The organism is Sulfurisphaera tokodaii str. 7 (genome assembly GCF_000011205.1).
Classification (GTDB): domain Archaea; phylum Thermoproteota; class Thermoprotei_A; order Sulfolobales; family Sulfolobaceae; genus Sulfurisphaera; species Sulfurisphaera tokodaii.
The window spans coordinates 2,311,906-2,338,192 of the sequence record NC_003106.2 but is presented as its reverse complement, the minus strand read 5'-3'; the positions used below and the strand labels follow the sequence as shown (position 1 = coordinate 2,338,192).

Genomic DNA, 26,287 nt, shown 5'->3' with positions numbered 1-26,287 from the left:
ATTGGTGCTTCTATTAAGGGAACATGAAGTGCTGAAAATATTAAATTTTAAAGATGCGTATGATGCATTAAAAAACTCTTTTATATTACTTTATCAAAAACTAGCTACTAATACAAAAAGAGTAAGAACTTTATTTCATGGAAGCGTTTTGACCTATCAAGCCGGAGGGTTAGATCACTACTTAGGATTTAAAGTATTTATTAAGGGTACTTTTTTCTCAATGCTCTTTGATGATAGTGGAGAACCATTACTTTTAGCTGAGTCAGATCTAATAACGAGAATTAGAACTGGAGCAATTTCAGTATTAGCCTCGGATTTTCTTGCAAGATCTAGCTATTCTGTTGTCGGAATTATAGGTCTTGGAAAACAAGGAAAATATCAGGTGAAGGCTTATTATGAATTGAAGCCAGGAGTAAAAATAAAAGTCTTTAGTAAAGAAAAACTAGAAGAAGAAGCTAGGAAAATAATTCAAGAAGGAATAAAAGTGGAAAAAGCAAAAGATTACAAGGATGTTTGTAATGCCGATGTTATAGTAACAGTCACTAACTCGAAAGACCCTTTTATTAAGTACGAATTCTTAAATAAAGGAACACATATAAACGCTTTAGGCTCTAACTTACCTGAAAGAGTTGAGTTATATCCAGAGGTTTTAAAAAACGCATCAATTATTGCTGTTGAAGATTTAGAGCAAGCAAAGGAGGAAGCTGGAGATTTAATAATGGCTGAAAAGATGAATATGTTAGATTGGAATAAAGTAAAACCTATATCTGAAATTATTGCTGGAAAAGTAAGAAGGAATAGTGAAGATGAGTTAACAGTTTTCAAATCCATGGGGATAGGACTTGAGGATGTAGCAATACTCAAGTTACTTTATGAGAAAGCAAAGAAATATGGGATAGGAAGTGAGATTGATATAGGAGGAAAATGGTCTCTCGGATAGGTAGGGAAATAGAAATTTCTCCAGTAGAATTAGCCTCGCAAATTGCAAAAAAGGTCGAAATAAATCTTGCCAGTGGTACTCCAGATCCTAAAGTTATGCCTATTGCAGAAATAAAAGAGACTTATAATGAGGTTATTGAAGAATATGGTAGCAAAGTATTTTTTTATCCTGGTGCAGGAGGGCAAGAGGAACTTATAAAGGAAATAGAGAACTATATACCTAATCTTAATCTGTCTTTAAATGGAAACAGAATTGTAGTTACAAGTGGTGCTCAGCACGCTATTGAGCTTTTATCTAAATATTTTCTAGAAAATGATACTATAGCTGTTGAAAATCCTACATTCATAGAAACTTTTACACCATTAAAGTTAAGAAGTAATGTTGTTCTTCCTATAGGTCTTGATTCAAAAGGAATTATTGTTGATGAATTGGAGACAGTGCTGAAAATTGTAAAAATTAAATTACTTTATGTAATACCTAATTGTCATAATCCAGCTGGAGTTAACTTATGTGAAGATAGAAGGAAAAGGTTAGTTGAACTTGCAGATAGTTATGATTTCTATATACTAGAAGATGATCCGTATAAACCTATAGCTGGAGAGACCCCTAAACCTATAAAATATTTTGATAAAAGTGGAAGAGTAATTTACATAAGTTCTTTTAGCAAAATTATTGCACCTGGATTAAGAATAGGCTTTATACTAGCAAATGAAGAAATTGCAGAAAAAATATCTCTTATCGAACAAATGGATTTCTCTACTTCAACTATAAATCAATACGTAGTGGCTAGATTGTTGAAAAAAGGAATAGTAAAAAATAGAATGAATTATCTATATGAGCATTATGCTAATAAGATGAAAATTTTAACAGATTCTCTATTAGATACCGGGTTTACTGATTTTAATAGACCATCTTGTGGATTTTTCTTACTTCTTGACCTAAAGAAAGATAGTTGGAAAGTCTTCAATGAGGCTATAAAAATGGGACTAAGTTTTGTCCCAGCTAAGCCTTTCTTTTTAAGGGGAGGTGATACTATGGCTAGGCTAAGTATATCTGTTGCTACTGAGGATGAAATTAAAAAAGGGGTTAAAATATTAAAATCAGCGTGGGATAGGGTTTAATCTCTTTAGAAAAGAAATTTAAAAAAGAGTATCTATTTTTACATAATGTTAGATGAAATAATAGCATTCATAAGTATTTTAGTATCATCTTGGAGTGTTTACAATTCATTCTTAGCGATTTACGGAATTACATGGAACAAAATTGAAACCAAAGATTTCTCAGATAAGACTTTTTCTATAATTATACCAGCTAAAAACGAAGAAAAAGTATTAGGGAGATTATTAGATAGGATGGTAAACCAGGAATATGATAAATCAAAATATGAAATAATTGTTGTTGAAGATGGTTCAACAGATAATACATATCAAGTTTGCAAGCAATACGAAAACCTTTATGATAATCTAGTTCACTGTATAAAACTAAATCCATCAAATGTTCCAAACGGTAAGAGTAGGGCTCTAAATTACGCCATGAAAGTAGCTAAGCATGAGATCATTGGAATATTTGACGCAGATACTGTTCCAAGATTAGATGTACTAAGTTACGCTTCCTCAGTGTTTAATGATCCACAAGTAGCTGGAGTACAAGGAAAATTAATACCTATTAACGTTAGAGAAAATATAATTACTAGATTTGCTAGTCTTGAAGAGTTATATTATGAGTATTCTATAGCTGGAAGAGCAAGATTAGGATTATTTGTACCACTTGAGGGAACATGTACATTTGTAAGAAAATCAGTAGTACAAGAAGTAGGAGGATGGAATGAATACAGTTTGACTGAAGATTTAGACTTAAGTATAAGATTAGTATCAAAAGGTTATAAAATAGTTTATGTGCCCTCTATTATGGCATGGAGAGAAGTACCAATAAGTTTAAGATGGCTAATAAAACAGAGATTAAGATGGTATAGAGGACATTTTGAGGTTAATCTAAAATTAAAAGGAAGTAAGATAGATCTGAGAATAATAGATGGTGCTCTTATAGTTTTAACTCCCATTTTCATGGTATTAAACTTAGTTAATTACTCACTAATTCTAATTTATCCGACTTCCTTATTTATAGTTGCAACAGCATTTGTATCTGCTGCCTCATTTGTAAGCTTCATCACTGCTTTAACTATCTCAAAGAGACACTTAATAGAATTTCCCTACTCAATATTATCACTAGTATACATGAATTTCGTAGTTTTACTTAACATAACAGCTTTGCTTTTAGAAATTACTAGAAGACCTAGAATATGGGTTAAAACAGAAAGAAGTGGAAAGGTTTTCACAGAGATAGGGAGATGAAAAACATGCTAGTGGAAAGAATTTTCAAAAAGAAATTGGAAGATTATTTAACACACATAAAAGATGATAATACACTTTACGTCACAGACTTAATACGATGCCCCTTGAAAATTCAATATGAAAAAACGTATAAAGAATTAGCAATTTCAGAGGTCTTCACACCCTCTACAATTTTAGGCGATATGGTACATGAGGGATTAGAGAACTTCATTAAAAATAACTTTAGTAATTCTCAAGTTGAGGTTGAGATAGAAAGAGAAATTCCAGTAAACAATAAGCAAGTGAAAATAAAAGGAAGAATTGACGCAATAGCAGAAATTGACGGAGAAAAGGTAGTAATTGAAATAAAAAGTGCTAGAGCTGATAAGGGATTACCACACGAGCATCATAAAGTTCAATTACAAATTTACCTTTGGATGACTGGAATAAAGAAGGGTTTACTAGTGTATATAACTCCAGACAGAGTAACTGAATATGAAGTAAATGAACCAGCAGACGAGGTAGGAGTAATTAGACTAGCTGAAGAGACGCTAAAGAGAACTAAAGTACCTAGATATCCTTGGGAGTGTGGTTATTGCGTCTATTCCTCTGTATGCCCCTACAAGAGAAATAAATAAAAACAAATATTCTTTTATTCTTATTCTTATCTCATGATTAGACCAGTAGCAATGACAATAGCTGGTAGTGATTCGGGTGGTGGTGCAGGGCTTCAAGCAGATCTTAAAACTTTTACTAGTTTAGGTGTCTTTGGAACTGTTATTGTAACAGGGTTAACAGCGCAAAATACTTTTTCTGTTACCAATGTTTTAGAAGTTCCACCCGAATTTATTGAGGCACAATTTGATGCGGTAATGATAGATTTAAAACCAAAATACGCAAAAACTGGAATGTTAGCTTCTAGTAAGGTAATTAATGCTGTCATGAATAAAGTCATACAATATAACATATCTCTAGTGCTAGATCCAGTTATGATAGCTAAATCTGGTGCACCCCTAGTTACTGAGGATACTATTGATGCATTAAAGAAGCTTATTAAGCACTCACTAATAATTACTCCAAATAAATTTGAAGCTGAAAAATTGTCTGGAATAAAAATAACTGATAAGAAAACACTCATAGAAGCAACTAGGAAACTTTATGAAATGTTTAATGTGAATGTTGTAGTGAAAGGAGGAAGCCATCTTGGTGGACTAGATTTTGCAATAGTAAATGGCAAAGAATTAGAACTAGAGGGAGAACCAATAAACACAAAAAATACACACGGAAGTGGTGATGTATTTTCTGCTTCTTTAACAGCATATTTGGCTAAAGGAGAAAAACTAGAAGATGCATTGATAAAAGCTAAAGAATATGTTACATTAAGTATAAAATACTCCTTAGATTTAGGCCAAGGTTATGGTCCAGTGGATCCTTTTGCACCAATAGACAGAATATTACAAAGGGAATTCGCAAGAGAAGAACTTGAAAGATTGTTATGGGAATTTGAGAAAGATCCATCATTACTTTTACAAGTGATTGAAGATAATACTAAAAGCAATGTTGCATTCTTAACCGATTATGGAGATGTCGCTACTTTAGCTGGAGGAATAATAAAATATCTAAATAAGATAAAATTGGATGGGCCTATTTTAATTAATATAGAAAATGATATAAGTACAAAGATAAAAAAGATTAATAAAAGAGTTTGTATTTCTATTGCTTTAACTAAAAAGATTCTTAATATTTCAGAAAAAGGATTATTAAAAATATCTGAAAGTGGTTTAGATAGTGATATTGTAATGCTTGATGGCGGAGTTTATTTAGTAGGTGACTCCATAGATGAAATTTTACAAAAACTTAGGAGGATTAAAGAGTTATGATTACCGTTGTTGGTAGTTACAATGTAGATTTTATTCTTAAAGTGGACGAATTCCCTAATGAAGGAGAAACTGTATTTGCAAAAGAAATCTATATAAATCATGGTGGAAAGGGATCAAATCAAGCAGTATCTGCATCAAGGCTTAAGGCTAAAGTTAGAATAATAGCTGCAGTAGGAAATGATGAATTTGGGAAGAATGCAATAAGATTTTGGGAAGATGAAGGAATTGACACAGCATATGTGAAAATAAAAAATAGTGTGACTGGCTCGGCATACATAATTGTAAATTCGAGAGGAGAAAATGTGATAGTTGTAAATAGGGGTGCTAATGCCCTTTTAAATGAAGAAGATATAGATAATGCATTGTCTGGAGATATTTTGCTTACTCAACTTGAGATAGATGAAAAAGTTGTAAAAAAAGCACTTAAGGAATTTAATGGAATAAAGATCTTAAATCCTGCACCAGCAATACTCAAGGATTTCTCGATTTTAGATTATGTTGACATTTTGACTCCTAATGAGATAGAATTTAAGGAGCTTACAAATACTGATGATATTGATTCTGGGATTCAATTATTGCTAAAGAAAGTAAAAAAGGCAGTTATAATTACACTGGGAGAAAGAGGTGCATTAATAGCAACTAAGCATGAAAAAATTTTAGTACCAACTATAAAGGTAAATCCTATTGATACAACTGGTGCGGGAGACGTGTTCAACGCTGCACTTGCTGTATATTTAGAGAGAAACTATGATCTTAGAACGGCTGTAAGAATAGCAAATAAGTTAGCTTCATATTCAACTACAATTATTGGAGCTTTAGGACCTAGGTACGAGGAGGTGAAGAATTTAATTGAAGAAGAAAATGAGAATTAATAAAGATGAAGAAAAAGAAGCAGAAGGACATGAATGTATAGGTCTTTGTTGTGATGACCTTGTTGATATTAATGAGAGGGATGATCTATGAAGATTATATTTATAGGTACTGGAGCTGGGGCAACTTATGGTTCAAAGAGGGTTAAATCTTCTATATACATTAAAAGTAATGAAGGAACTTCTGTATTACTAGATTTAGGCACTGGAGCGAATTTTAAGATTGAGGATTTGAACCTCTTAGATTTTGAAGCAATATTCATTACACATCTTCATATAGATCATATAAATGGATTATTTGACCATTTAGTTCAAAGAAAAATATTAAGAATGAAAGAAATACGAGTTTATTCACCCCCAGGGATTCTTAATGTCTTAGATTCATATGTTAAAAGTGGCAATAACATTTCAGCAAATGTGATAGAAAGTGAACTTCCAAAAGCTAAAATTAGTGATCTAGAAATATATTCCGTTGAAGCATGCCATAGTATTTATGCTGTTTCTTATATAATAACAGATGGTGAAAAGAAGATTATTTACACTGGAGATACTTTGGAACCTTGCGAAACTGTATTAGATGAAGCAAAAGATGCAGACCTTATTATACATGAAGGTAGTTGTATAGATAATTGTAAGCAATATGGACATACTTCAGTGAAGCAACTTATAGAGATGTATGATCGCAATAAATTAATTATAACACATATTCCAGCCCAAATAGAAAATCAAGTTAAAGAAATAGCAAAGGGTTATATTATAGCTCATGATGGTATGATAGTAGATGTGTAGAATTCTTGCTTTTAAAGCAAAAGGAGAGCCAAATTTTGAAGTTTTGAAAGCTTTTCTAAGTGCCAGCAAGAATGACGTTTATTTCAAATATGGTTCACATTCAGATGGCTGGGGATTTGTAGCACTTATTTCAAAAAATGGTAAGTGGAAAGTACTTTATTACAAGACTAATGAGCCTATTTATGAAGATCCTCTGTTTTTTGATTACTTAAGTTTGCTTAAGGGAGATGAGATATATGCTATATTTCATGCTAGGAAAGCAGGGAAAAACTTCCTTTTAGGTGTAAGGCATAATCATCCCTACTATTATAGATTATCCACACATGATTTATATTTCGCTCATAATGGTTCTATAAATAGAAAGGCATTTTCCGAACCTAACTACCCTTCAACTGATAGTTATTTGTTTTTCCTAGAAATAATAAAAAATTATTCCTTGAAGAATGATTTTAAAACTGCTTATTTGGAGACGTTAAGTACTCTTTCTCAGTACGCCTCTAGTCTTAATTCTGCATTACTAACTTTTAATAACCAAGAAGGTCCTAGAATATTTGTCGGATACTACTATAATAAAAATAGAATGAAAGAAATTGAAGAATATTATAAACTTTATAGATATGAAAACTATATATTTTCATCTACTGTTGGATACTATTTAGGTAAGAATGTTGAAGAATTAAGTTTTAGCTCAATTAATGAGATATCTGGCTAAAACATTTAAATAGATAATCAAATTTATATTTATGAACGAGGAATTAGTTGAAGCTAAAATTATAGATTACGGAACATTGAGGGAATTATACAAAGAAGTCCAATTTATAAGGCAATATTCGAAAATTTTGAAAATGAAAGGACAAGATGTAGGACCACCACCACATAATATACCAAAAGAATTGTACTATTTAGCATTAAATTCTAACGAAGTGAAATATGGACCAATAGAAATAGTAGGTAATAATCCTTACAAATTAAAAGGAATAAATGCCATAGTAAAAAGTGAAAGAGAAGAGATACCACTATACGCGGTTATAGATTTTACAAACAACATTAAGGTTTACTTAGCATATGAAAAACCTCGATCTATCGTGGGGGTAGATATTGGAGTGAGACATTTAATTACAATTGTAGCTTTGAGAAACGGAAAACTATGGAAGACTAGGTTTTGGGGAAAAGAATTGATCACTGATGAAATGATTAAAATATTAGGAAATCCTCAAGGGGTTAGTGAAATAAAAAATATTAGAAATAAGGTTAAAAAAGTAATAATCGATATAGTAAATTTCATTGATGAATTAAACCCTAAGATCGTAGCTTTAGAAGATTTAAGAATATTTGAAAATAAGGTTGGAAATACTTTAAGAAATATCGAGATAGAACTAGAACAACAATTATATTCTAGGGGTATAAAGTATAAGTTAGTTGATCCTTATAATACAAGTAAAATCTGCTCAAACTGTGGATTCAAAAAAGGAGAAGTTTTAGGGCCTTTATTTGTATGTCCAGCATGCGGATTCAAAGCAGATAGAGACTTTAATGCTGCATACAATTTAGCATTAAAATGCTATTATACCTGTTAAATTTTCCAGAATTCTCTTAATATCATCTTTTCTTCAGATAGATAATTTCTGAATCTACTCTTAACAGCATCTGATGATGTATTTTTAGAATATACCTTCTTTTCTCCTTGTAATCCGTATATAAACGCCTTAAGTCCTCTTATTAAACCTACACCATAACCACCTTCTAGAACTGCATATTTCCTTTCAAATCTATTTGAGAGTAAACCCATATTATAATATGTCCACTCAGTAGCTCTTACACTAGCAAGTCCATCACCCTCAAAAGCATCGAAACCAGCAGAATAGGCTATTATTTTAGGTTTAAAGTCATCAATTACAGATTGTATGATAGGTATTAACTCTTCATATAAATCGTCCCCTCCTAATGGTGGAATTAATAGATTAATCTTTGTGCCTTCAGCATCTTTTCCTCCTATCATATCTGGAAATCCAGTACCAGGATATATAGTTCTTGGATCTTGATGAATATCTATATGTACAACCTCCGGATCGTTCCAGAATATATCTTGAGTTCCGTTACCATAATGCACATCAAAATCGATAATTAACACCTTCGTTAAGGCGTATTTTCTTATAGGAAAAGCGATATTATTGAAAATACAAAAACCTAGTGTTGGGGCACCAAATGCCTTTCCAAACCTACCAGCATGATGACCTGGTGGTCTTAACAAACCAAACCCATTAGTCTCAAATGCTTTTAATGCCCCACCTAGAGCGTAGAGTGCCACATTAAATGTTTCTTTGCTAGTGTAAGTGTCTGCATCAATCATACTTTCCTTCTCGCTAGATGATTTAACTAGGTTAATGTAATCTTCATCATGAATTAATTTAACTTCTTCTTCTGATACTTTTTGTGGGGAAATTATGGGATAATTTTTTAACTCTTCCAGAGCACGTTTTATTCTATCTGGATTCTCTGAATGCGTATGTTTGGGCTTGTGTAATAAATAAACATCTGAATAAATTAGTGGTATTAAAGACACAGAAGTTATATAGGGCTTTTGCTTAAAAAAGCTATATGAAGAGGATAGCTAGACTCAGAGAACTAATGAAAGAGAGAATGATTGATTATGTAATTCTTGGGCCTGGTAGTAACATGTTTTATTTAACCGGGTTTACTGAAGAACAAATGGAAAGACCATTATTTCTTATAATAGATAGTTGGAACGTTTACTTTTTAGCCCCCAAACTTTATGAAGAACAATTGTCCCATTTTAACATACCGGTCGTAAGTTATTCTGATGATGAAAATCCTTACAAGAAACTAAATATTGAAAAGGGGAAAAGTATTGCAATTGATGACACTCTTTGGTCCTCATTTACAATAGACATAATAAATAATTTTTCACCTTCACAAATTATTAAGGCAAATGAAATAATGAAGGAATTACGAATAATTAAACAAGATGAAGAAATTGAAATAATGAAGGAAGGAGTTAGAATAGCTGAGAAATCATTTCTCAATGCAATAAATCACATAAAGCCAGGTTTGAATGAGAAGAAAATAGCTAAAATGCTAGTGGACGAATTCCTAAATAATGGTGCTGATGGTGTGTCTTTTGAACCAATAGTAACTTCTGGACCTAATACATCTATGCCACACTTAAGATCTACTACTAGAGAAATAAAACAAGGAGATATACTGATTTTTGACTTTGGAATAAAATATAAGGGGTATTCTACTGATACTACTAGGGTAGTTAGTATTGGAAAACCTATTGAAGAAATAGTAAAAATCTTTGAAATAGTTAAGGAAGCACAACAAAAGGCAGAAGATATGATAAAAGAAAATGTACAAGCTTGTGAGATAGATAAAGTTGCAAGACAAGTTATATCAAACTATGGTTTTAGTAAATATTTCATACATAGAACTGGGCACGGAATTGGCATTGATGTTCATGAGGAACCTTATATTGCACCAAATTATAAGAGAAAGATTGAGAAAAATATGGTATTTACAATTGAACCTGGAATTTATCTTCCTGAGAAATTTGGTATTAGAATAGAGGATATGGTTTATGTCAATAGTAAGGCTGTTGTAATGAATAATTTACAGAAAGATGAGATTTTTATCGTATAATACTCAAATAGTTTTGGACAAGCAAATACCATATTATATTCCCATACTTCTTATATCTAGTAAAACAAAATTTATTTTATATGAAAGAAATTTTAGGTGATTATGAACCAAAAGGAAAAACGTTACAAGCAGTGGGAAAGTTTATAGCTTTTGGACTTGATGATCCCTTCCATCTAACTACAATATCTGGCTTAACATTATATGGGGTAGGAAAATACATGGAAAAGAAAAACACAAATTATGGACTTAGATTAGCATATCAAGATTTAGAAGAATTCAAGAGAAGATTAAGAGAAGCAATATTAGATATTAGTAGCATAAGATTATAATTGTGAAAAGATGAAAGTTACGCCATTAGCATTTGAGAGCCTAGGGGTTAGATCGCAAGCAACCTTAGTTGAAACTAAGGATGTTAGAATCCTAATTGATCCCGCAGTATCTTTAGCTCCAAGAAGATATGGACTTCCTCCTCACCAATTAGAAGTAGACAAGTTGACCGAATTAGCTAAAAAAATCTATGAAATATCTAAGGATGTAGACATTATAGTCATAACACACTATCATTATGATCATCACGATCCAGGTTATGTTATTCCAATTGAGATATATAGTAATAAAATGGTTTTTATTAAAGATCCCACAAATAACATAAATAATAGCCAGAAATATAGAAGAGCGCCCAAATTTCTCAGAGCACTGAAAGATATTCCTAATAAAATAGAAGTTGCGGATGGAAAAGAATTTATTTTTGGTTCAACAAAATTAATTTTTTCAAAAGCTGTACCTCATGGAGCAGATGAAAGACTAGGTTATGTTATTCAGCTGGGTATAAACGACAAAGATGGTACAGTGCTTTTTACATCTGATATCGAGGGAGCTCCAAAAGAACAACATTTAGATTTTACCAAAAAAATCTCACCTAATTTTATTATAATAGACGGACCATTGAGTTATTTATTAGGTAGAGCTTTGTCAGAAGAAGACTTAGATAAATCAATAAAAAATATGGAGTCTATAGTAAAGAACGGACTTCAATACGCTATAATCGATCATCACGTATTAAGGGATTTAAATCATGAAAATGTATTAAAACCAGTAAAAGAGGTGGCAAAAGATTTTGGAGTTAAGGTAATCTCAGCGGCTGAATATTTAGGGGTAGAACCAAATCTACTTGAAGCTCATAGAAGGGAACTATTCAAAAAAGAAAATAAACCAGCTAGGATTCCTAGAGGATTAGCTAAATTATTACATGCCGGAGATAATTAAATAGCAACATGAATTGGTAAAAAGTAGCCAATTATTGCACCACCAATATAACTACCGACGAGTGCTAATAATCCAGTTCCTATCTGTTCAAATGCACCTCTAAATTTACTTAATCCAGTATACTTACTAGTCATTGAACCAAATACACCTAGGGTTAATAAAACAAGAAGAATGGAGGAAATTATAGAAAACATAAAGGGAATTTTTACAAATAAGGATAAAATAAATGGAACTAAGGGAATTAACCCACCGATAATTAAATATAAAGCCATAATAAAACCTAATTTCAATGGTTTCTCAAATTCTTCTGGAAATAGTTTTAATTCATGGATCATCATTTCATGAAGCACAATATCCTTATTTTTCATTAGCCTTTCAGCAATTTCTTCAGCCTCCTTTTCAGGTAATCCTTTACTTAAGTAAAATTGCTTAAGTTCTTCTTTCTCTTTTTCAGGATATTTTTCAATTTCATAACGTTCTTTTTGTATTTCATTTTCTATTATTTGATTTCTTACCCTCGTAGATATGTACTCACCAATACCCATAGAAAAAGCTTGTGCTATAGTTGCTATCAATCCAGTAACTAATACAAGCAAGGGATCTTGAGAATACCCAGCTGCACCTAGCGCTATGGCTCCTACACCAATAAGTCCATCCTGGATACCAAATACTCTAGTTCTAAATACATCAGCTTCATGAGTATAATGTAGTACGGGTTCTTCTACTTTTTCATTCTCCATGATTTACAGTTTTTAACAAAACCTTATAAAACATTCTTGGATTACGCCATATCGTAAATTAACTAATTGTTACCTCATATTCATCGTCAATTAACTTTAGGAATCCAGAATATACACCCCATTCTGCTAAAATAACTTGCAAATCATGATATCCTGTAGGACCAGAATAAGCTGTAATTCCTTTTTCTTCCAATTTCCTTAGTAATTCCTCAATTTTAAACTTTCCAAGTTCTTTAGCTGTAGCGAAAGGTTCAATTTTATGTAAAGACTCTCTTAATAGTTCTTTTCTTTTTCTTATGTTTCCTTTTAAAAATTCTATCCCTTTATCTGTTATTATTATATCCCCGTCCCCTATTGTTACAAACCCTAGAGTATTAGCAGCATAAACTATGGGCATAAAATCATCTATGTCCACTTCCAATTCTTTCTCTAGTAAGTAAATGTCTGTTTTGCCTTCAAAGCTATTATATAATACTGTCAATAAACCTAACAAATCTGCTACTCTAGCTGAAGGTGACAATATAGGTACTTGAGTCTGCATTACTTTACTTATTAGTCATACTCCTTTTTAACTTTTTTGCAAAAAGTATAATATAAAGAACTGGGAAAAAATAGAAACCTAATAGCATTAATATATCTAAAATAGAAATATATAAAGAAGAACCAAATGCTAATAAAGCTCTATCATGAGTTGTTGAAGTCGCAGAAGCTAATATAGATAAGATGCTAAGAACAAGACCAAGATAATAACCGGATTTATGCTCTTTATAGATAAGAAGGGATGAAGTAAGAAATAATAAAACGGCTATTAAAGTTCCTAGAGATATAATAAAAGGAACCTTATTTATAAGTAAAATTCCGCCTAGCGATAGTGTCATAGCACTACCTATCAGGGGAATAAATAACTTCATATGGATATTTTTAATACACAGTATATATTCTTATTGCTTCTTCAACTTGGCACAAAATTTATTTGGAACGGAACAGATTAGATGGGTATGAATTCAAGTAAAAATGAGGAAATAAAAAACATTGTTGAAAAAATATTAAAAGAAAGAGAATGGATAACATTTAGTGATTTAATAAAATATGTTAATTTTCCAGCTTCTGAAGTTAATTCAGCACTAGTCCAATTAATGAGAGAAAACAAGGTGATAAGAAAAGGAAGATATTTCTATTATCAAGGCTAATTTTCATATTCTACTGGATCATTAAGTCCATTAATTCTAAATGCCATTTTCCTCATATAGCAAGGTCCGCATTTTCCACAATGTTTTTGTCCACCTTCGTAACAACTCCATGTTAGATGAAGTGGAGCACCTATTTCAACACCAAGTTTTACAATTTCATGCTTTACCAAATTGCCTACTGGCATCATAACTTCAACTTTTTTATTAGGTCCAGTAGCATAAGGAGATAGTTTAGCAAATAATCGTACAAACTCCATTTCATTATCTGGATAAGCTCCAGCTTCTTCAAGATTTATTCCAGAAGCTATAGCATCATACCCATAAGCCTCAGCTAATGCTAAAGCAACAGAATAGAAGATCAAATTCCTTGCTGGCACCCATTCATGAGCAAATTCTGCACCTTCTTCCCCGAGCCTATCTTTAACAATTTCCCCACCACCCTTAAGTAATGTGGTATGTCCTATAATTTTAAACAAGTCAGTATCAATCTCTATTAATGGTACTTGTAAATATTCTGCAATCTTCTTTACGGCTTCTCTTTCTCTCTCCTCAGCTTTATGATGATAATTAAAATGTAGAAGAGTGATTTCATATCCTTGCCTTAGTAAGTATGTTGCGGCTACAGTAGAGTCCAATCCACCACTTGCAATTACAAGAACCTTTTTAATTTTCTTATCGAGTAATTGAATTTTTCTAATTTCCAGATTGTCATTAACTTCTACTATAGAGTAAGGGTCTAATTTCGTTACTGAATCAAATGCAGAGGCATCAAAATAATCATCAAGCGATGTAAAGAATATAGCACCTAACTCTCTATCATACATCATATATACCGGCTTAAAATTCTGAGCAATGTAAATTCTGTTAGGTCTCTTCTTATCACCTATTATAAACGCAAAACTCCCTTTAATGTCATTTAGTATTTTCTTTAATTGTTCTATTTCTCCATTCCAATATTTATCCAAAATTGGTGGAACAACTGCACTGTCAATTTTAGTTCTCCTTATTACATTATACTTTTTCTCTAATTCTAAGTCGTTAGCAATTATTCCGTTGTGCGTAACTATATATCTTTCTCCCTCAAAGGGTTGAATATCCTCTTCTGTCTTTTGTCTTACATATTCTGTGGTTGGTTCTGCTCTATTATTAGCTATTATCACCTTAGAATTCTCATCTAATATACCATATAACTTCTCTTCTTGAGTTGAAGGCCTGCCTAAAGCTTTAACTTTTCTTACACTTCCATCCTTCTCTATAACTATAACACCAAAACTGTCTCTTCCTCTATCCTCTGCCCTCTTGAGAATCTGAATAAGCTTTTTTTCTATTTTTTCATAATTTTCTGGCTTAATTATTAGTACTCCAGTTACACTACACACATTCGTATAATGGAGGATTTAAAAATAAATTTTCTTATCACAATCTTGTTATTTATGGATATAATTGATGAAGTAAAGAATGCTTTAGACTACTTTAACGTTAAAATTAGACATGTTTACACGGAAACTGCGTTTGATCCCGAATTCGGTGATTCTGTAGATACTCTTAACATTAATAGTAAAATAAAGGATAGCCTCAAAAAACATGGAATTGAAAGACTTTATAAGTATCAAGAAGAAGCACTACATAAAATTTTAGATAGAAAGAACATTATGATAGTATCTGGTACAGGAACAGGAAAGACTGAAGCTTTTTTGATACCGATTCTTGATTTTTCTCTAAAAGGAGAAAGGAGTGTTTTAGTTTATCCTACAAAAGCTCTAGCTAGAGACCAGCTTGAAAGAATTCTTAAGTTTACAACAGAACTAGGTGTTACTGTAGGTGTTTTTGATGGAGATACACCAGAAAAAGAAAGGGAAAAACTATATGAGAATCCTCCACATATTCTGATAACTAATCCTGATATGATTCATATAGGATTAGCATTAAGCCATAGATTTCGAAAATTGTTAAGAACAGCAGAACATTTTGTCTTTGATGAAGTTCACGTTTATGAAGGCGTATTAGGTTCACATCTTAGAATGATTAGTGATAGAATTAGGGAATTTGGAGATTATCATGTTATAGCCTCTAGTGCTACTATTGGTGCATCTCCTTATTTGTTTGAGGAGCTATTTGGCGTAAAAGGAGAAATAATTCAAGGTACTAATAGAAGAAAAGGTGTTGCTTTTCATGTTCTTTTAGATATAGGTTCTTTAAGTAGATGGACTATTGCTGCCTATTTAGCTTCATTCTTAATGAAAAAAGGGCTTAAGGTTTTAGTCTTTGTCGACTCTCAACAAATGGCGGAAGTTTTAGGAAAAATAATAAAGAGATTCGGATTTGATATCCCAGTGCATAGAGCTGGTATTAACCCAGAAGAGAGGATAAAGGTTGAGGAAGATTTTAAAAGAGGAAGAATAATGGGCGTGGTCGCTACACCTACTTTAGAACTAGGCATAGATATAGGAGATTTAGACGCTGTTATATTGGCTGAAAATCCACCTAGTTACGTTAAATATTTACAAAGGGCAGGGAGAGCAGGAAGAAGAAATAAGATAGGTTATGTTTTTACCCTTCTTGGGGAGGATCCAATTGATGCATATTACAATCGTAGACCTCAAGAGTTCTTTAAGAGGAAGCTCACTCCTTTACCATTTGATACAACAAATATGGAAGTTATAAAAGCCCATGCGGCAGCATTAGTTGTAGAAAAGGGAAAGGTTAGAATTTCATCGCTCCCTAAACTTTGGGTAAAGTCACTTAGCTCTTTACCAGTGAAAATATCTGGAGATTATGCTTACTCTACACCAGAACTTGTTAAATTTGTTAAATCTACTTCAATAAGATCTACCGGTCCTATGGTGAAAATATACGATGGAGACAAAAAGATTGGGGAAAGAGAGTTACCAGTTGCGCTTTATGATCTTTATCCAGAGGCTGTTTATTTAATATCTAAAAGAACTTATACAGTAGAAAGCGTTGATCTATCCCATTTAACTGCTAAAGTTAGGAGGATTTCAGATGATACAACATATTATACAAAGCCTTTATATAGTACCCATCTTCTTTCGTTCAAAGAAATAGAAAGTAAAGAAGTATTAGGTTTACCAGTAAAATACGGTGAAATTGAGATAATGATTTCAGTTGATGGCTTTGTAGTTTATGACATAATGAGTAAGAAGAATAAACCTAGAGAAGAGAGATATTATAAAGAACCAATAACATTTTCTTATCAAACAAAAGGAATTATAATTAAACATCCAATTCTTGCAGAATTTAGTGAGTTTGATGCAATTGAAGCTTTTCACGCTACAGAACATGTTTTAATTAGTGCAGCCAGAGTTACTGCTGGTGCTTCATTAACTGATTTAGCCGGTATAAGTTATCCTAGCGGTCATGTAGTTATTTATGATGCAGTTATAGGTGGAAGTGGCGTTAGTAAGCTTTTATTTGACAGACTCGAAGAAAGTTACGATATTTCACTGGATATAACTGGTAAGTGCGACTGTGAAGATGGATGTCCTAAGTGTATTTATAGTCCTTACTGTGGTAATAATAATAAATTTCTATCTAGGAAAAAATCCTTTAGACTTATAAAATTTTTAAAAGAAAATAGAGCAATTAACGTTAATAAAGAAGAAGATCTATTTGGAAACCCAATAGTATAAAATTTGTAGAAAAGTTATTATATTCTTATCTTAAACCTCTTATGTAGAATGTTAAACTTATTTTACTCAAGATTATCTTTAACTAGAAGATCATCACTAATTCCAGAAAAAATAATAACTATACAATCAGAAGAAGATTTAAAAAATATCACTGAAGGTATCGGTAGATATGAATATTCAAGGGGTGTTGAGGGAAAAGTTATAGTAGATTTAACTTCATTAAGGGGAATAGAAGAAAAAGATGATAAACTAAGAATCTTAGCTGGAACACTTTGGAAAGAAGTTATAGGGTTTAAGCCAGAATTATTTGGTAACTTGAATTTTTCCGTTGGAGGATCTGTTGAGTATGGTGATGCAGGCTTTGGGTTTAATGAGTTTAGATTTATCAAAGATAGAGTTGAGGTAGAAGCTTATTTAAACGGAGAGAAGTATGCTGGGAGATATAAAGGAGGTATAATCTATGCAGTCTTAGTTAAGAAGGAAAATAAAGAGTTGATAGTGAAAAGTTTAACAAGTCAAGAATTTGACGTTATTTACTATAAGCTAAAATCATGGTTTAGTAGTAGTATACCTCCATTTAGGGATATAACATTAGTTTGGAGAGATGGAAAATTTGAGCTAAGTGCCACTTATCCTAGATTAAGAGAGGAATTATTAAAGAAATTTATTACTGATTTATCTGACGGAAAAATAATCTATGAAGATCTTAGTTTTCCTCATAAATATCGATATTTTGGTACAACAACAATTGATAATTTATATAAAATTAAAGATCAGATTACAAACTCGATAGAGGCATATCTAAGAATTAGTTTTAACAAGGTTTATTTCTCTATTTATTCCAATACTTCTCTTATCTTTCCTCCTGATGTAGAACTGTCAAACTTTTCAGATACTTCTGGTGAAAATAATTTAAATGGCTGTATAATGTGTGGAAAATGCGTAGACGTATGCCCTTACGTTGAATACACAAAATCAAAAATTTACTCCCCCTTAGGGTTTTATGTTTTACAAAGTTTAGGATCGTCAGTTCAAATTAATTGTCATATGTGTGGAAAATGCGTAGACGTATGCCCTGCTAATCTAGATATAATTTCCGATATCTCTAAATCTGCCGTATATGATATAAGTAATGTTAGAACGGAAAATAAGCTTAAAGAACTGAAGTCAGAAAAAGTAATACTAATTACCCCTATAAGTAGTAGATTTGAAGAAAGAATACTGAAATCATTATTGTATTTATATTCTAAAGGATTAAAGGTGGGATTAAAATATATAGACTTAGATATTCAAAGACTTGTTAAAAATCAAATTGACTGGAAATTACTCTCTAATCAATTTAGCGGAATAAACTTAATAATAACTATAACACCAGAAGAGTATTATTATTTACAACCTTTAAAACGCTATTCAGTTTTAGATATAGACTACATAGAAAATTATGTAATGTCTGATGTTGAAATTGATAAAAGTAAGTTACATATACCTTGTTATTTTAGAGATTTAGAAAAGAAAATAAAACCAAGTAAATGCAGCTTTGCTTTTCTTGATTTGTTAAACAATAAAAATACACCAAGCAAAATAAATGCTGAAATTACTCTTTGTCCCTTTACTTCGGAGAAGCTTAATATAAAGACACCTTTAGATATTGTAATACCACAAATTAACCTAAATATTATTGATCTAATAGCTTCGAAAATTAGGAAATCTCTTGAGAACTCTGCTCAATTATTAGACGATGCTAAATGGTACTACGGTATAGCAGATGATATATATCGTGAAGTGACTGATAGTTTATTTTTATACGCTTTGAAAGAAATTCCATTAGAAGAGGCATTAATACTATATTTTTACATAGATAGAATAGATGAATTCTCATCGGAAGAAAAGAAAATCTTAGAGGAAAAAATTATTCAACTTCTTACTAAATAAACTAAGTGGCCTACCTCCGGTAGTATTAGCTCTTTAAGAGCTAACTTCACAGCATCTGGAGAGCCAGGTAATAAGTAAACTATCTTTTTACCTATAATTCCTGCTGAAGCTTTTGTTAAGTATGCAGCAGCTTTTACTTCCGGATCGTTAAAGCTAACTAACCTAAAGACATCAGAAAAACCTTCAATCTCTCTATCGAAAAGCTTTCTGATAGTCTCTACTGTAATATCAGTAGGTGAATAACCAGTACCTCCAGTTGAGATTATGACGTCAACTTCATCTATAGATAAGGCATCAGTAAATGCCTTAAGAATTTTTATTTTATCGTCTGGGACTAAAGAATAGCCGATTATTTTATGTCCATTTTCTATGAGTAATTGCTTTATTATGTCACCAGATTCATCCACTATAGGCTCTTTTTTTAAGAGTTTTTCATATCTTGAGGTACTTATAGTAATAACATAGAAATTGAGTGATTTAGGAGCATTTTCTTTATGCTTCTTATGGGCGTGACTCATAGAGCTTTACCTCTTTAGCAATGTCTAAATCTAAATCTAGGAATTTATCCCTTTTTAACAATGTGCCAACAACGTAAAGCGAAATCCCCTCTTTAAGTTCAGCAAATCTTATTCTAAATGAAGTTAAATAATAGCCTAAATCTGTTAGGTAAATAACTGGTAACGAGTAAGGTTTTATTGCTTTGGTAATTTTTATGACACCCTTGAATTCTTCTTTATTCATCACGTAACCAAAATCAACACATTTTACAATCTTAAAAGTATAGGGTTTACCCTTATATACCCCTTCTAATACTCTTTTCTCTTTAAGTATTCTAAAATCTTCTTCTTCTAGTATTTCTATTTCATCTAAATTTGTTTTATTAAGAGGACTTGTAATTCCCTTTTCTCTTAATTCTTTAAGGGTAATATAATGTGATTCATCAAAGCTTAAAAGATCGATGTCATTATACTCATTTGAATATAACAAACTTCCAGTTACTCCAATTTTTCCTTTAAAATAACTTATAAATCTCCTTGGTAATTCATCATCTACTTCCTTGCTAAACGGATCAAGTACTATAGCATCTTTTAACGGAACTAATGGAACTTTAAAGCCTATTTCTGGGACGTATCTTAACAAGAAAGGGAATTTCTCTTTGACTATTTTTAAAGCTTCACTCATTTTCTTTATTTTTTCACCTTTATAAACTCTAGGAACAGCTACCGCATAACCTTCAGGGTGAAAACAACCTTTTACGGCCCATATAATATTGGCATATTTCAACATATATCCTTCAATAATCATTAGTTTTTAATCCTCTTAGCTAGGTTTTAAAAATTGTGAAAATACTAATAATAGGAAGAGGAATAGTAGGAAGTTCTTTATATTATATGCTAAAAGATCTTGGTCATTCAGTCATTGTAGTAGAATCTGGATTTAGAAAGTTTTATCCTACGTTAATTCACTCACTTCTACTTAAAGGAAAAGATATAGAGTTAGCAATTGAAAGTAAAAAATTTTATGAAAAGTATAAAATTCCTTCAATTAAATATCCATCGTATACCATAGGAAAAATTGATAAGAAAATAATTGATGATTGGATGTCCTATGGTTTTAACGTAGAGGAAAAATACATAAACTGGCTAAATTCTTATGCAATAGTAGGAAAAAATACCGATAGCCTCGTAGCAATAAAAAAGTTGATCGATAAAGTACCTTATATTGATGGAGTAGCAAAAATAAAAAATAGTGTAGTAGAAGTTGATGGTAAAACAGTAAACGCTGATATTATAATTTTAACTGCTGGTGCCTGGAATAGTTATATAACTGATTTCAAACTTCCCCTAAAATCGTATTATTGCTGGGCATGGGTTACTAGTAATACTAATTCTCTTCTAGATAAAGTCTTCATATATGACTATGAATTAGGATATTATTCAAGACCTCTATTTGGATTGGGAATGAAGCTTAATATTGTAGGAGATGGAGATACCATAGTAAGTGATCCTTTTACTAAGAGATTTGGAGATCTATCCCCAGTTAAAAAGGCAACTGAGAGAGTTGGGGAATTGAGACCTTTATTTAGAGGAGAAGGGTATTGTGAAGGTACTCCAGATATGAAACCGGTTTACGGTAGAATAACTGATAAAGTTTATATTGCAGGTGGATTGAACGGTTACGGTGCAGAAGTAGGTCCTGGGATTGCTAAATTATTAGTTGACTTCATAACAAAAGGTACAGAAGAGAAAGAATATATAATAGATCGTTTCTCTAACGTCTCAGATTTTGAATTAGGTAAAGAACCTCATGAATTATAAATCTGTAAATGCTTTTCTACTATTTCATCATCAGACATAATTTCTTCATTAACTTCTAAATGGAGTCTTTGTTTTTCTTTGCAGTTATCACAATCGTATATTAACCATCCAATTAGAAATTCGTCTTTATAATAGTATTCCATTGACCTCCATCTAGGATATTTGATTAATCGCTTAATAACTGGTAATCTTCTAGTTGGAAATGCAACAAATTTCCTAAGCTTTATATAATATGGTTTGAGTGTTAACAAATAATACCCACTAATTAATACTGAAGTGGGTGCATGAAATTCATCAATATCGCTGACTTTTATGATCTCGATATTACCATAAGCATTAAGATATACAGCTACATTACTATACTCTTGAAATACATCATCTAGGTAATGCCAAGGTGGAGGAGGAGAACCTAGTAACCAACTTATCATGTATATTATTTTTAAGCTTGAATGATAAATGATTTTTCAATTAATGATGACACGACGGTTTACAGACTGATGAAGAGCGCTTCCCAGTCTGAGTGATTAAAATGAGAGGAGATCACTCTAAAGATTTACAGATAATGTATGAAAAAGTGACTAATTACTTTGGAAAAAATGTGAATATAGAAGATATTTACAAGAAGTTATTAGGTTTAAGTAAGGTAGGAATTCTAAATATAAATCATTCCATCTTAGAACTTATTTTATCCGGATTCCTAATTAATCGCGGATTTCGAGTTTATGTAGAAGTAGAGGTAAGTGGAGGAGTAATAGATATTTATGCAATTAAAGGTACAGATATTGGCATTGAAGTGGAAACTGGGTATGTTCCACCTATTAATGCTATTAATCCAGAAGAATTCTTAATGAGTAGATTAGCTTTAAAAATATCCCGCTATAGTAATATTGCGAATGAATTCTATATTGCAGTACCTTCTTTTTACTTGCCTCCAATTCCTAAGGAGTTACTAAAGGATCCAAATGAAAGATCGGAAGATGAAATTAGAAATTTGATGAGACTGATAAGAAAGTATTCCAAGACTCCAGATATCACGTTAAACGATGTTAAAAATAGTAAAATTAATGGAATTATTACCATAAATTCTAAGGTTATGAAAATAAACATTATAGATAATAAAAGCTTTTACAATCTAAAACAATTTTATGACGGAATATAGGAACAAGAAAGAAACAAATGGTATACTTAAGTTATCATCAACTAAAGGTAGAGCTTCAACTATAGTAGCTATTATACCAGAAATAGCACCGTAAAGACCAAAGAGATAATAACCAAGGGGGATACAAACAATAGCCATACCTAGACTTCCCCAAAAACCTTTTACTCTTCGCTTATATACATAATTCCTTATTATACCAGTAACTCCATCACCAAATGACATATAAAATATTGGAAGTAATGGTATGAAAACATCTTTAGTAGACCAATAGTTTCCATCAATAACCCACATTATTAATAGTAATGTACCATATGAGAAAGTATAAAATATCTCTCCATAATTATCTTTTTCTTGGAACCATCCCATAATACCATCTTTAATCCTCCTTACTATAAGGTATGTCATCAATGTATAAGATGCTATAATAGGAACCAGAGGAGACGTAAATACAAATGGGGATAATACCGCAACTACACCACCACCCAGCATATGAATGGCTTTTCTTGCTACGTAAACACTTGTATACTTACTAATTATCTTGGAAATGTATAAGGTAACAATACCGACCCAAATTGTAAGTATAACTCCCCATAATATGTCAGCTAATGTCAAAAGAGGCATACAATATGAAAGATCACTGTTTATTTATAAGTTCACCTATATTTCATCATGCAAGTATTTTTATACAAAATGAATGGAAATAAATTAGTTCCACATGATAATGGTGATATAATAGTTATTGTAGATAGAATTGGTGTTAAAGTTTTTAATAAAAACGGAAATGAAATAACTAACTATTCTTTTTCTTTTTTAGGTGACGAAAGTTTGTTATTAGAGAAATTGAATGAATTAGAAAAAATTACTGGAGTTAAAGTTGATGTTAATTATGCACTTGCTTATCCTGACATTAGATCTAGAAGATTAAAACTAAACCAGTTAATTGGTTATGTGTTTGAAGAATATGTATTCTCTGTTCTTTCGAAATATTATAAAGTAGAGAGAAATAAGAAAATTTATGACTACATATACGGTATGAAAGTTCATAATAAACCAGATTTTATTGTTGAAGGAAAAATAGCAATAGAAGCAAAAGTTGGAGATTATAACAATGAACAGATAAGAGAATATGAAAAGAAGTTTCCCATAGGTGCAATAGTATTTCCTTGGAGTGGAAATTGTAAAGCGAGTAAGTGGATTTGTTTTTACTATTTTGTTAAAGATCCAGAGAGATTGCTTAGATGGATTGAGTTTTACATAATTAAGTAAAAAACCACAAGTAGAAAGATAAATTTATTACATAGTTTAAGTAAATGAATTTCATGGAGATAGGTACTCCTTTATTCGAAGGAGCAAAGAAACTTCTCTGGCTAGGTGGAGGAGAGTTAGGAAAAGAAATGGTAATTGAGGCACAAAGAATGGGTATAGAGACAGTTGTAGTTGATAGGTATGATATGGCCCCAGCTATGCACGTAGCCCATAGAAAATACGTTGTTAATATGTTAGACGGAAACGCAATAAAGAGTATTATAAAGAAAGAGAACCCAGACGCAATAATTACAGAAATTGAGGCTATAAACACAGATGCGCTATTAGAGTTAGAAAGTGAAGGATACAAAGTAATTCCTAACGCTAAGGCCGTAAAAATCTGCATGAATAGAATTGAATTAAGGAAGTTAGCGGCGGAAAAAGTTAAAGTACCAACAACACAGTATGGATTTGCTGAAAATCCTGAAGAAGTAAAGAAAATTTGCAAGGATATTGGATATCCTTGTATAATAAAACCAGAAATGAGTTCTAGTGGACACGGGCATGAGGTTGTATATAATGAATCTGAAGTAGAACAAAAGTTTAAAGAAGCTATTACACACGCAAGAGGAAAAAGCGAACAAGTAATAGTAGAAGAATACGTTAAAATTGACAGAGAACTTACAGTTTTAACCTATAGGTATTTAGATGATAAAGGAGTTGTAACTAAGACAATTACCCCAATTGAACATCAAAGACCCTCAGATGTGTATTACTACGTGGAATCTTGGCACCCCTCAACAGTGGATAAAGATATAATAGAAAGAGCCCAAGAATATGCTACAAGAGTTGTTAATGAATTAGGCGGTTTCGGTATATTTGGTGTAGAAATAATAGTCTCTGGGAATAGGGTATTATTCAGTGAAGTATCCCCAAGGCCTCATGATACTGGATTAGTTACAATGGCAAGCCTAGATATTAATGAATTTCAAATTCACGTTAGGAGTGCATTAGGTTTACCTACACCTGAGGTGAAGATAGTTTCGCCAGCTGCTGCACACGTTATTTTGGCAAATAATGAAGGATGGGCACCTAAATTTTTAAATGTAGAAAAAGCTTTGCAAATTCCTGGTGTTCAAATAAGGCTATTCGGAAAACCATCAACGTATTATAAAAGAAGAATGGGAGTGGTATTAGCTACTGGTAATACAGTAGAGGAAGCAAAGGAAAAAGCAAGGAAAGCAGCTTCATTAGTCCTAGTTACTTAGACCATGTATTTTCTTTAATTTATCTACTATTTCTAATACTCTTTTCTTGACAAATTCACTAGAAGCTATTAAACAACAATCCTCTAAAGTTTCAAATTCAGTAAAATCCAATCCAGCTATTTCTGCTATTGATAAAGCCCATATTCTTGCTGTAGCTTCATAATTATATCCTCCACCACCTGTCATAACTAACTTACCATTAGCAAATTGATGGGCAAGCGAGTGAACAGTCCTTACTACTTCAAGATAACCTTTTGTAGAAAGTTTAAGCTCTACAAGAGGATCTTCGTAGTAAGAATCTCCACCATTAAGAAGAAATATCAAATCTGGCTTAAACTCCTTAATCTTTGGAACAACTATTTCATTAAACGCGTAAAGATACATATCATCTCCAGTCCCTGGAGGCAACGGAATATTAATAGTCATACCTTTTCCCTCTCCAGAACCTATCTCATATTCATCTCCAGTACCAGGGAAAAATCTTGGATGAAACATATGAAGAGAGACTTTCAAAACTTTTGGGTCATCATAAAGCAAGTATTGAGTTCCATCGCCATGATGACCATCAATATCCACTAATGCAATTTTTTTGAAACTTCTCTCTGCCAACTTTATAGCTAACGCTACATCATTAAACACACAAAAACCAGACGCTTGGGATCTTTTAGCATGATGAAATCCGCCTCCAATATTTATAGTATGATCATAAGATTGTAGAAGCTCTACAGCTGTAACAGTACCACTCACTCTAATAAGAGCAGCTTCAAAAATTCCTTTAAATGCTGGAGTGTCTCCTTCATCTAATAATCCACTACCCTCTTCGCTCTTTCTCTTAATAAATTCTATATATTCTTTTGTATGTATAAGAGATAATAATTCTTCGCTAATTACCTTAGGAGGTACTATATCTATTTCGTGAAATGCTCCTCTTTCTTCTAAGAGTTTCTTAGTCATTGCTTCTCTAAGAGATTTAAAAGGATGATTACCTGGAAAGGAATAGTTTAAGTATCTATCATCCCATACAAACGCTGTCTTATGCACACATATTATA

Annotated in this window: 29 protein-coding genes; 19 read left to right on the top strand and 10 right to left on the bottom strand. The window is 31.9% G+C overall.

What is annotated here, in order from left to right:
- Positions 1 to 28: 28 nt before the first annotated feature.
- The 9 genes from STK_RS12880 (at position 29) to STK_RS12840 (ending at position 8,385) form a co-directional block, all read left to right on the top strand.
- Entirely contained in the window at positions 29 to 940 is a 912-nt protein-coding gene (locus STK_RS12880) for an ornithine cyclodeaminase family protein (RefSeq protein WP_232616486.1), read from the top strand.
- Entirely contained in the window at positions 925 to 2,061 is a 1,137-nt protein-coding gene (locus tag STK_RS12875) for a PLP-dependent aminotransferase family protein (protein WP_010980418.1), read from the top strand. The genes STK_RS12880 and STK_RS12875 overlap by 16 nt, the downstream gene beginning before the upstream one ends.
- A gap of 45 nt (positions 2,062 to 2,106) precedes the next feature.
- Positions 2,107 to 3,291, top strand: coding sequence for a glycosyltransferase (locus STK_RS12870; RefSeq protein WP_010980417.1), 1,185 nt, complete (start codon positions 2,107 to 2,109; stop codon positions 3,289 to 3,291).
- Positions 3,292 to 3,296: 5 nt separating this feature from the next.
- On the top strand, positions 3,297 to 3,908 hold the full coding sequence (gene cas4 / locus STK_RS12865; RefSeq protein ID WP_052847033.1) for a CRISPR-associated protein Cas4: 612 nt from the start codon (positions 3,297 to 3,299) through the stop codon (positions 3,906 to 3,908).
- Positions 3,909 to 3,941: 33 nt separating this feature from the next.
- Positions 3,942 to 5,150 (top strand): bifunctional hydroxymethylpyrimidine kinase/phosphomethylpyrimidine kinase, encoded by a 1,209-nt coding sequence (gene thiD / locus STK_RS12860; protein WP_010980415.1) that lies wholly within the window; start codon positions 3,942 to 3,944, stop codon positions 5,148 to 5,150.
- A complete protein-coding gene (rbsK, locus tag STK_RS12855; protein WP_010980414.1) occupies positions 5,147 to 6,022 on the top strand; it encodes a ribokinase in 876 nt (291 codons plus the stop codon). The genes thiD and rbsK overlap by 4 nt, the downstream gene beginning before the upstream one ends.
- Before the next feature lie 87 nt (positions 6,023 to 6,109).
- Positions 6,110 to 6,808 (top strand): MBL fold metallo-hydrolase, encoded by a 699-nt coding sequence (locus tag STK_RS12850; RefSeq protein ID WP_010980413.1) that lies wholly within the window; start codon positions 6,110 to 6,112, stop codon positions 6,806 to 6,808.
- Positions 6,801 to 7,520, top strand: coding sequence for a class II glutamine amidotransferase (locus STK_RS12845; RefSeq protein WP_010980412.1), 720 nt, complete (start codon positions 6,801 to 6,803; stop codon positions 7,518 to 7,520). Before STK_RS12850 ends, STK_RS12845 begins: the two co-directional genes overlap by 8 nt.
- A gap of 31 nt (positions 7,521 to 7,551) precedes the next feature.
- Entirely contained in the window at positions 7,552 to 8,385 is an 834-nt protein-coding gene (locus STK_RS12840) for a zinc ribbon domain-containing protein (protein ID WP_010980411.1), read from the top strand.
- On the opposite strand, the gene STK_RS12835 is transcribed toward STK_RS12840, so the two are convergent.
- Positions 8,382 to 9,371 carry a histone deacetylase family protein gene (locus tag STK_RS12835; protein WP_010980410.1) on the bottom strand — a complete coding sequence of 330 codons (990 nt, stop codon included), beginning with the start codon at positions 9,369 to 9,371 and terminating at the stop codon, positions 8,382 to 8,384. The genes STK_RS12840 and STK_RS12835 overlap by 4 nt on opposite strands.
- 35 nt (positions 9,372 to 9,406) lie before the next feature.
- On the opposite strand from STK_RS12835, the gene STK_RS12830 reads away from it, so the two are divergent.
- The 3 genes from STK_RS12830 (at position 9,407) to STK_RS12820 (ending at position 11,734) form a co-directional block, all read left to right on the top strand.
- Positions 9,407 to 10,468 carry a M24 family metallopeptidase gene (locus tag STK_RS12830; protein WP_010980409.1) on the top strand — a complete coding sequence of 354 codons (1,062 nt, stop codon included), beginning with the start codon at positions 9,407 to 9,409 and terminating at the stop codon, positions 10,466 to 10,468.
- A gap of 80 nt (positions 10,469 to 10,548) precedes the next feature.
- Complete coding sequence (locus STK_RS12825; RefSeq protein WP_052846774.1) at positions 10,549 to 10,797, top strand: hypothetical protein; 249 nt, start codon at positions 10,549 to 10,551, stop codon at positions 10,795 to 10,797.
- A gap of 10 nt (positions 10,798 to 10,807) precedes the next feature.
- On the top strand, positions 10,808 to 11,734 hold the full coding sequence (locus STK_RS12820; protein WP_010980408.1) for an MBL fold metallo-hydrolase: 927 nt from the start codon (positions 10,808 to 10,810) through the stop codon (positions 11,732 to 11,734).
- Here STK_RS12820 and STK_RS12815 read toward each other — a convergent pair.
- Genes STK_RS12815 through STK_RS12805 form a run of 3 tightly spaced genes read right to left on the bottom strand, consistent with a single transcriptional unit; the run spans position 11,731 to position 13,385 of the window.
- On the bottom strand, positions 11,731 to 12,474 hold the full coding sequence (locus STK_RS12815; RefSeq protein ID WP_010980407.1) for a VIT1/CCC1 transporter family protein: 744 nt from the start codon (positions 12,472 to 12,474) through the stop codon (positions 11,731 to 11,733). The genes STK_RS12820 and STK_RS12815 overlap by 4 nt on opposite strands.
- Positions 12,475 to 12,532: 58 nt before the next feature.
- Complete coding sequence (locus tag STK_RS12810) at positions 12,533 to 13,015, bottom strand: AAA-associated domain-containing protein (RefSeq protein WP_010980406.1); 483 nt, start codon at positions 13,013 to 13,015, stop codon at positions 12,533 to 12,535.
- A 4-nt stretch (positions 13,016 to 13,019) separates the two neighbouring features.
- Positions 13,020 to 13,385 (bottom strand): hypothetical protein, encoded by a 366-nt coding sequence (locus tag STK_RS12805; protein WP_010980405.1) that lies wholly within the window; start codon positions 13,383 to 13,385, stop codon positions 13,020 to 13,022.
- An 87-nt stretch (positions 13,386 to 13,472) separates the two neighbouring features.
- Between STK_RS12805 and sul7s the strand changes: the two genes are divergently transcribed.
- Entirely contained in the window at positions 13,473 to 13,664 is a 192-nt protein-coding gene (gene sul7s, locus STK_RS12800) for a winged-helix single-stranded DNA-binding protein Sul7s (protein ID WP_052846773.1), read from the top strand.
- On the opposite strand, the gene queC is transcribed toward sul7s, so the two are convergent.
- A complete protein-coding gene (gene queC / locus STK_RS12795; RefSeq protein WP_010980403.1) occupies positions 13,661 to 15,043 on the bottom strand; it encodes a 7-cyano-7-deazaguanine synthase QueC in 1,383 nt (460 codons plus the stop codon). The genes sul7s and queC overlap by 4 nt on opposite strands.
- A 54-nt stretch (positions 15,044 to 15,097) precedes the next feature.
- Here queC and STK_RS12790 point away from each other — a divergent pair, with 54 nt between their 5' ends.
- Positions 15,098 to 17,314 carry a DEAD/DEAH box helicase gene (locus STK_RS12790; RefSeq protein WP_052846772.1) on the top strand — a complete coding sequence of 739 codons (2,217 nt, stop codon included), beginning with the start codon at positions 15,098 to 15,100 and terminating at the stop codon, positions 17,312 to 17,314.
- A gap of 48 nt (positions 17,315 to 17,362) precedes the next feature.
- The gene (locus STK_RS12785; RefSeq protein ID WP_010980401.1) at positions 17,363 to 19,246 is read left to right on the top strand and encodes a 4Fe-4S dicluster domain-containing protein; all 1,884 of its coding nucleotides are present in this window, start codon (positions 17,363 to 17,365) and stop codon (positions 19,244 to 19,246) included.
- Here STK_RS12785 and STK_RS12780 read toward each other — a convergent pair.
- Both STK_RS12780 and STK_RS12775 read right to left on the bottom strand, forming a co-directional pair.
- Positions 19,228 to 19,764 carry a MogA/MoaB family molybdenum cofactor biosynthesis protein gene (locus STK_RS12780; RefSeq protein ID WP_010980400.1) on the bottom strand — a complete coding sequence of 179 codons (537 nt, stop codon included), beginning with the start codon at positions 19,762 to 19,764 and terminating at the stop codon, positions 19,228 to 19,230. The genes STK_RS12785 and STK_RS12780 overlap by 19 nt on opposite strands.
- Complete coding sequence (locus STK_RS12775) at positions 19,748 to 20,551, bottom strand: hypothetical protein (RefSeq protein ID WP_010980399.1); 804 nt, start codon at positions 20,549 to 20,551, stop codon at positions 19,748 to 19,750. Before STK_RS12775 ends, STK_RS12780 begins: the two co-directional genes overlap by 17 nt.
- Before the next feature lie 35 nt (positions 20,552 to 20,586).
- On the opposite strand from STK_RS12775, the gene STK_RS12770 reads away from it, so the two are divergent.
- Positions 20,587 to 21,564: an FAD-dependent oxidoreductase gene (locus tag STK_RS12770; protein WP_010980398.1), complete on the top strand. Its 978-nt coding sequence runs from the start codon at positions 20,587 to 20,589 to the stop codon at positions 21,562 to 21,564.
- Here STK_RS12770 and STK_RS12765 read toward each other — a convergent pair.
- Complete coding sequence (locus STK_RS12765; RefSeq protein WP_010980397.1) at positions 21,552 to 21,992, bottom strand: hypothetical protein; 441 nt, start codon at positions 21,990 to 21,992, stop codon at positions 21,552 to 21,554. The two genes, STK_RS12770 and STK_RS12765, sit on opposite strands and share 13 nt — an antisense overlap.
- 101 nt (positions 21,993 to 22,093) lie before the next feature.
- Between STK_RS12765 and STK_RS12760 the strand changes: the two genes are divergently transcribed.
- Entirely contained in the window at positions 22,094 to 22,723 is a 630-nt protein-coding gene (locus tag STK_RS12760) for a hypothetical protein (protein WP_069168210.1), read from the top strand.
- Here the strand turns inward: STK_RS12760 and STK_RS12755 are convergent.
- Entirely contained in the window at positions 22,697 to 23,344 is a 648-nt protein-coding gene (locus tag STK_RS12755) for a phosphatidate cytidylyltransferase (RefSeq protein WP_010980395.1), read from the bottom strand. The two genes, STK_RS12760 and STK_RS12755, sit on opposite strands and share 27 nt — an antisense overlap.
- Positions 23,345 to 23,392: 48 nt before the next feature.
- On the opposite strand from STK_RS12755, the gene STK_RS12750 reads away from it, so the two are divergent.
- Positions 23,393 to 23,989 (top strand): hypothetical protein, encoded by a 597-nt coding sequence (locus STK_RS12750; RefSeq protein WP_010980394.1) that lies wholly within the window; start codon positions 23,393 to 23,395, stop codon positions 23,987 to 23,989.
- A gap of 53 nt (positions 23,990 to 24,042) precedes the next feature.
- Complete coding sequence (gene purT / locus STK_RS12745) at positions 24,043 to 25,236, top strand: formate-dependent phosphoribosylglycinamide formyltransferase (RefSeq protein ID WP_052846770.1); 1,194 nt, start codon at positions 24,043 to 24,045, stop codon at positions 25,234 to 25,236.
- Here purT and STK_RS12740 read toward each other — a convergent pair.
- Positions 25,225 to 26,277 (bottom strand): acetoin utilization protein AcuC, encoded by a 1,053-nt coding sequence (locus STK_RS12740; protein ID WP_052846769.1) that lies wholly within the window; start codon positions 26,275 to 26,277, stop codon positions 25,225 to 25,227. The two genes, purT and STK_RS12740, sit on opposite strands and share 12 nt — an antisense overlap.
- Positions 26,278 to 26,287: the final 10 nt, after the last annotated feature.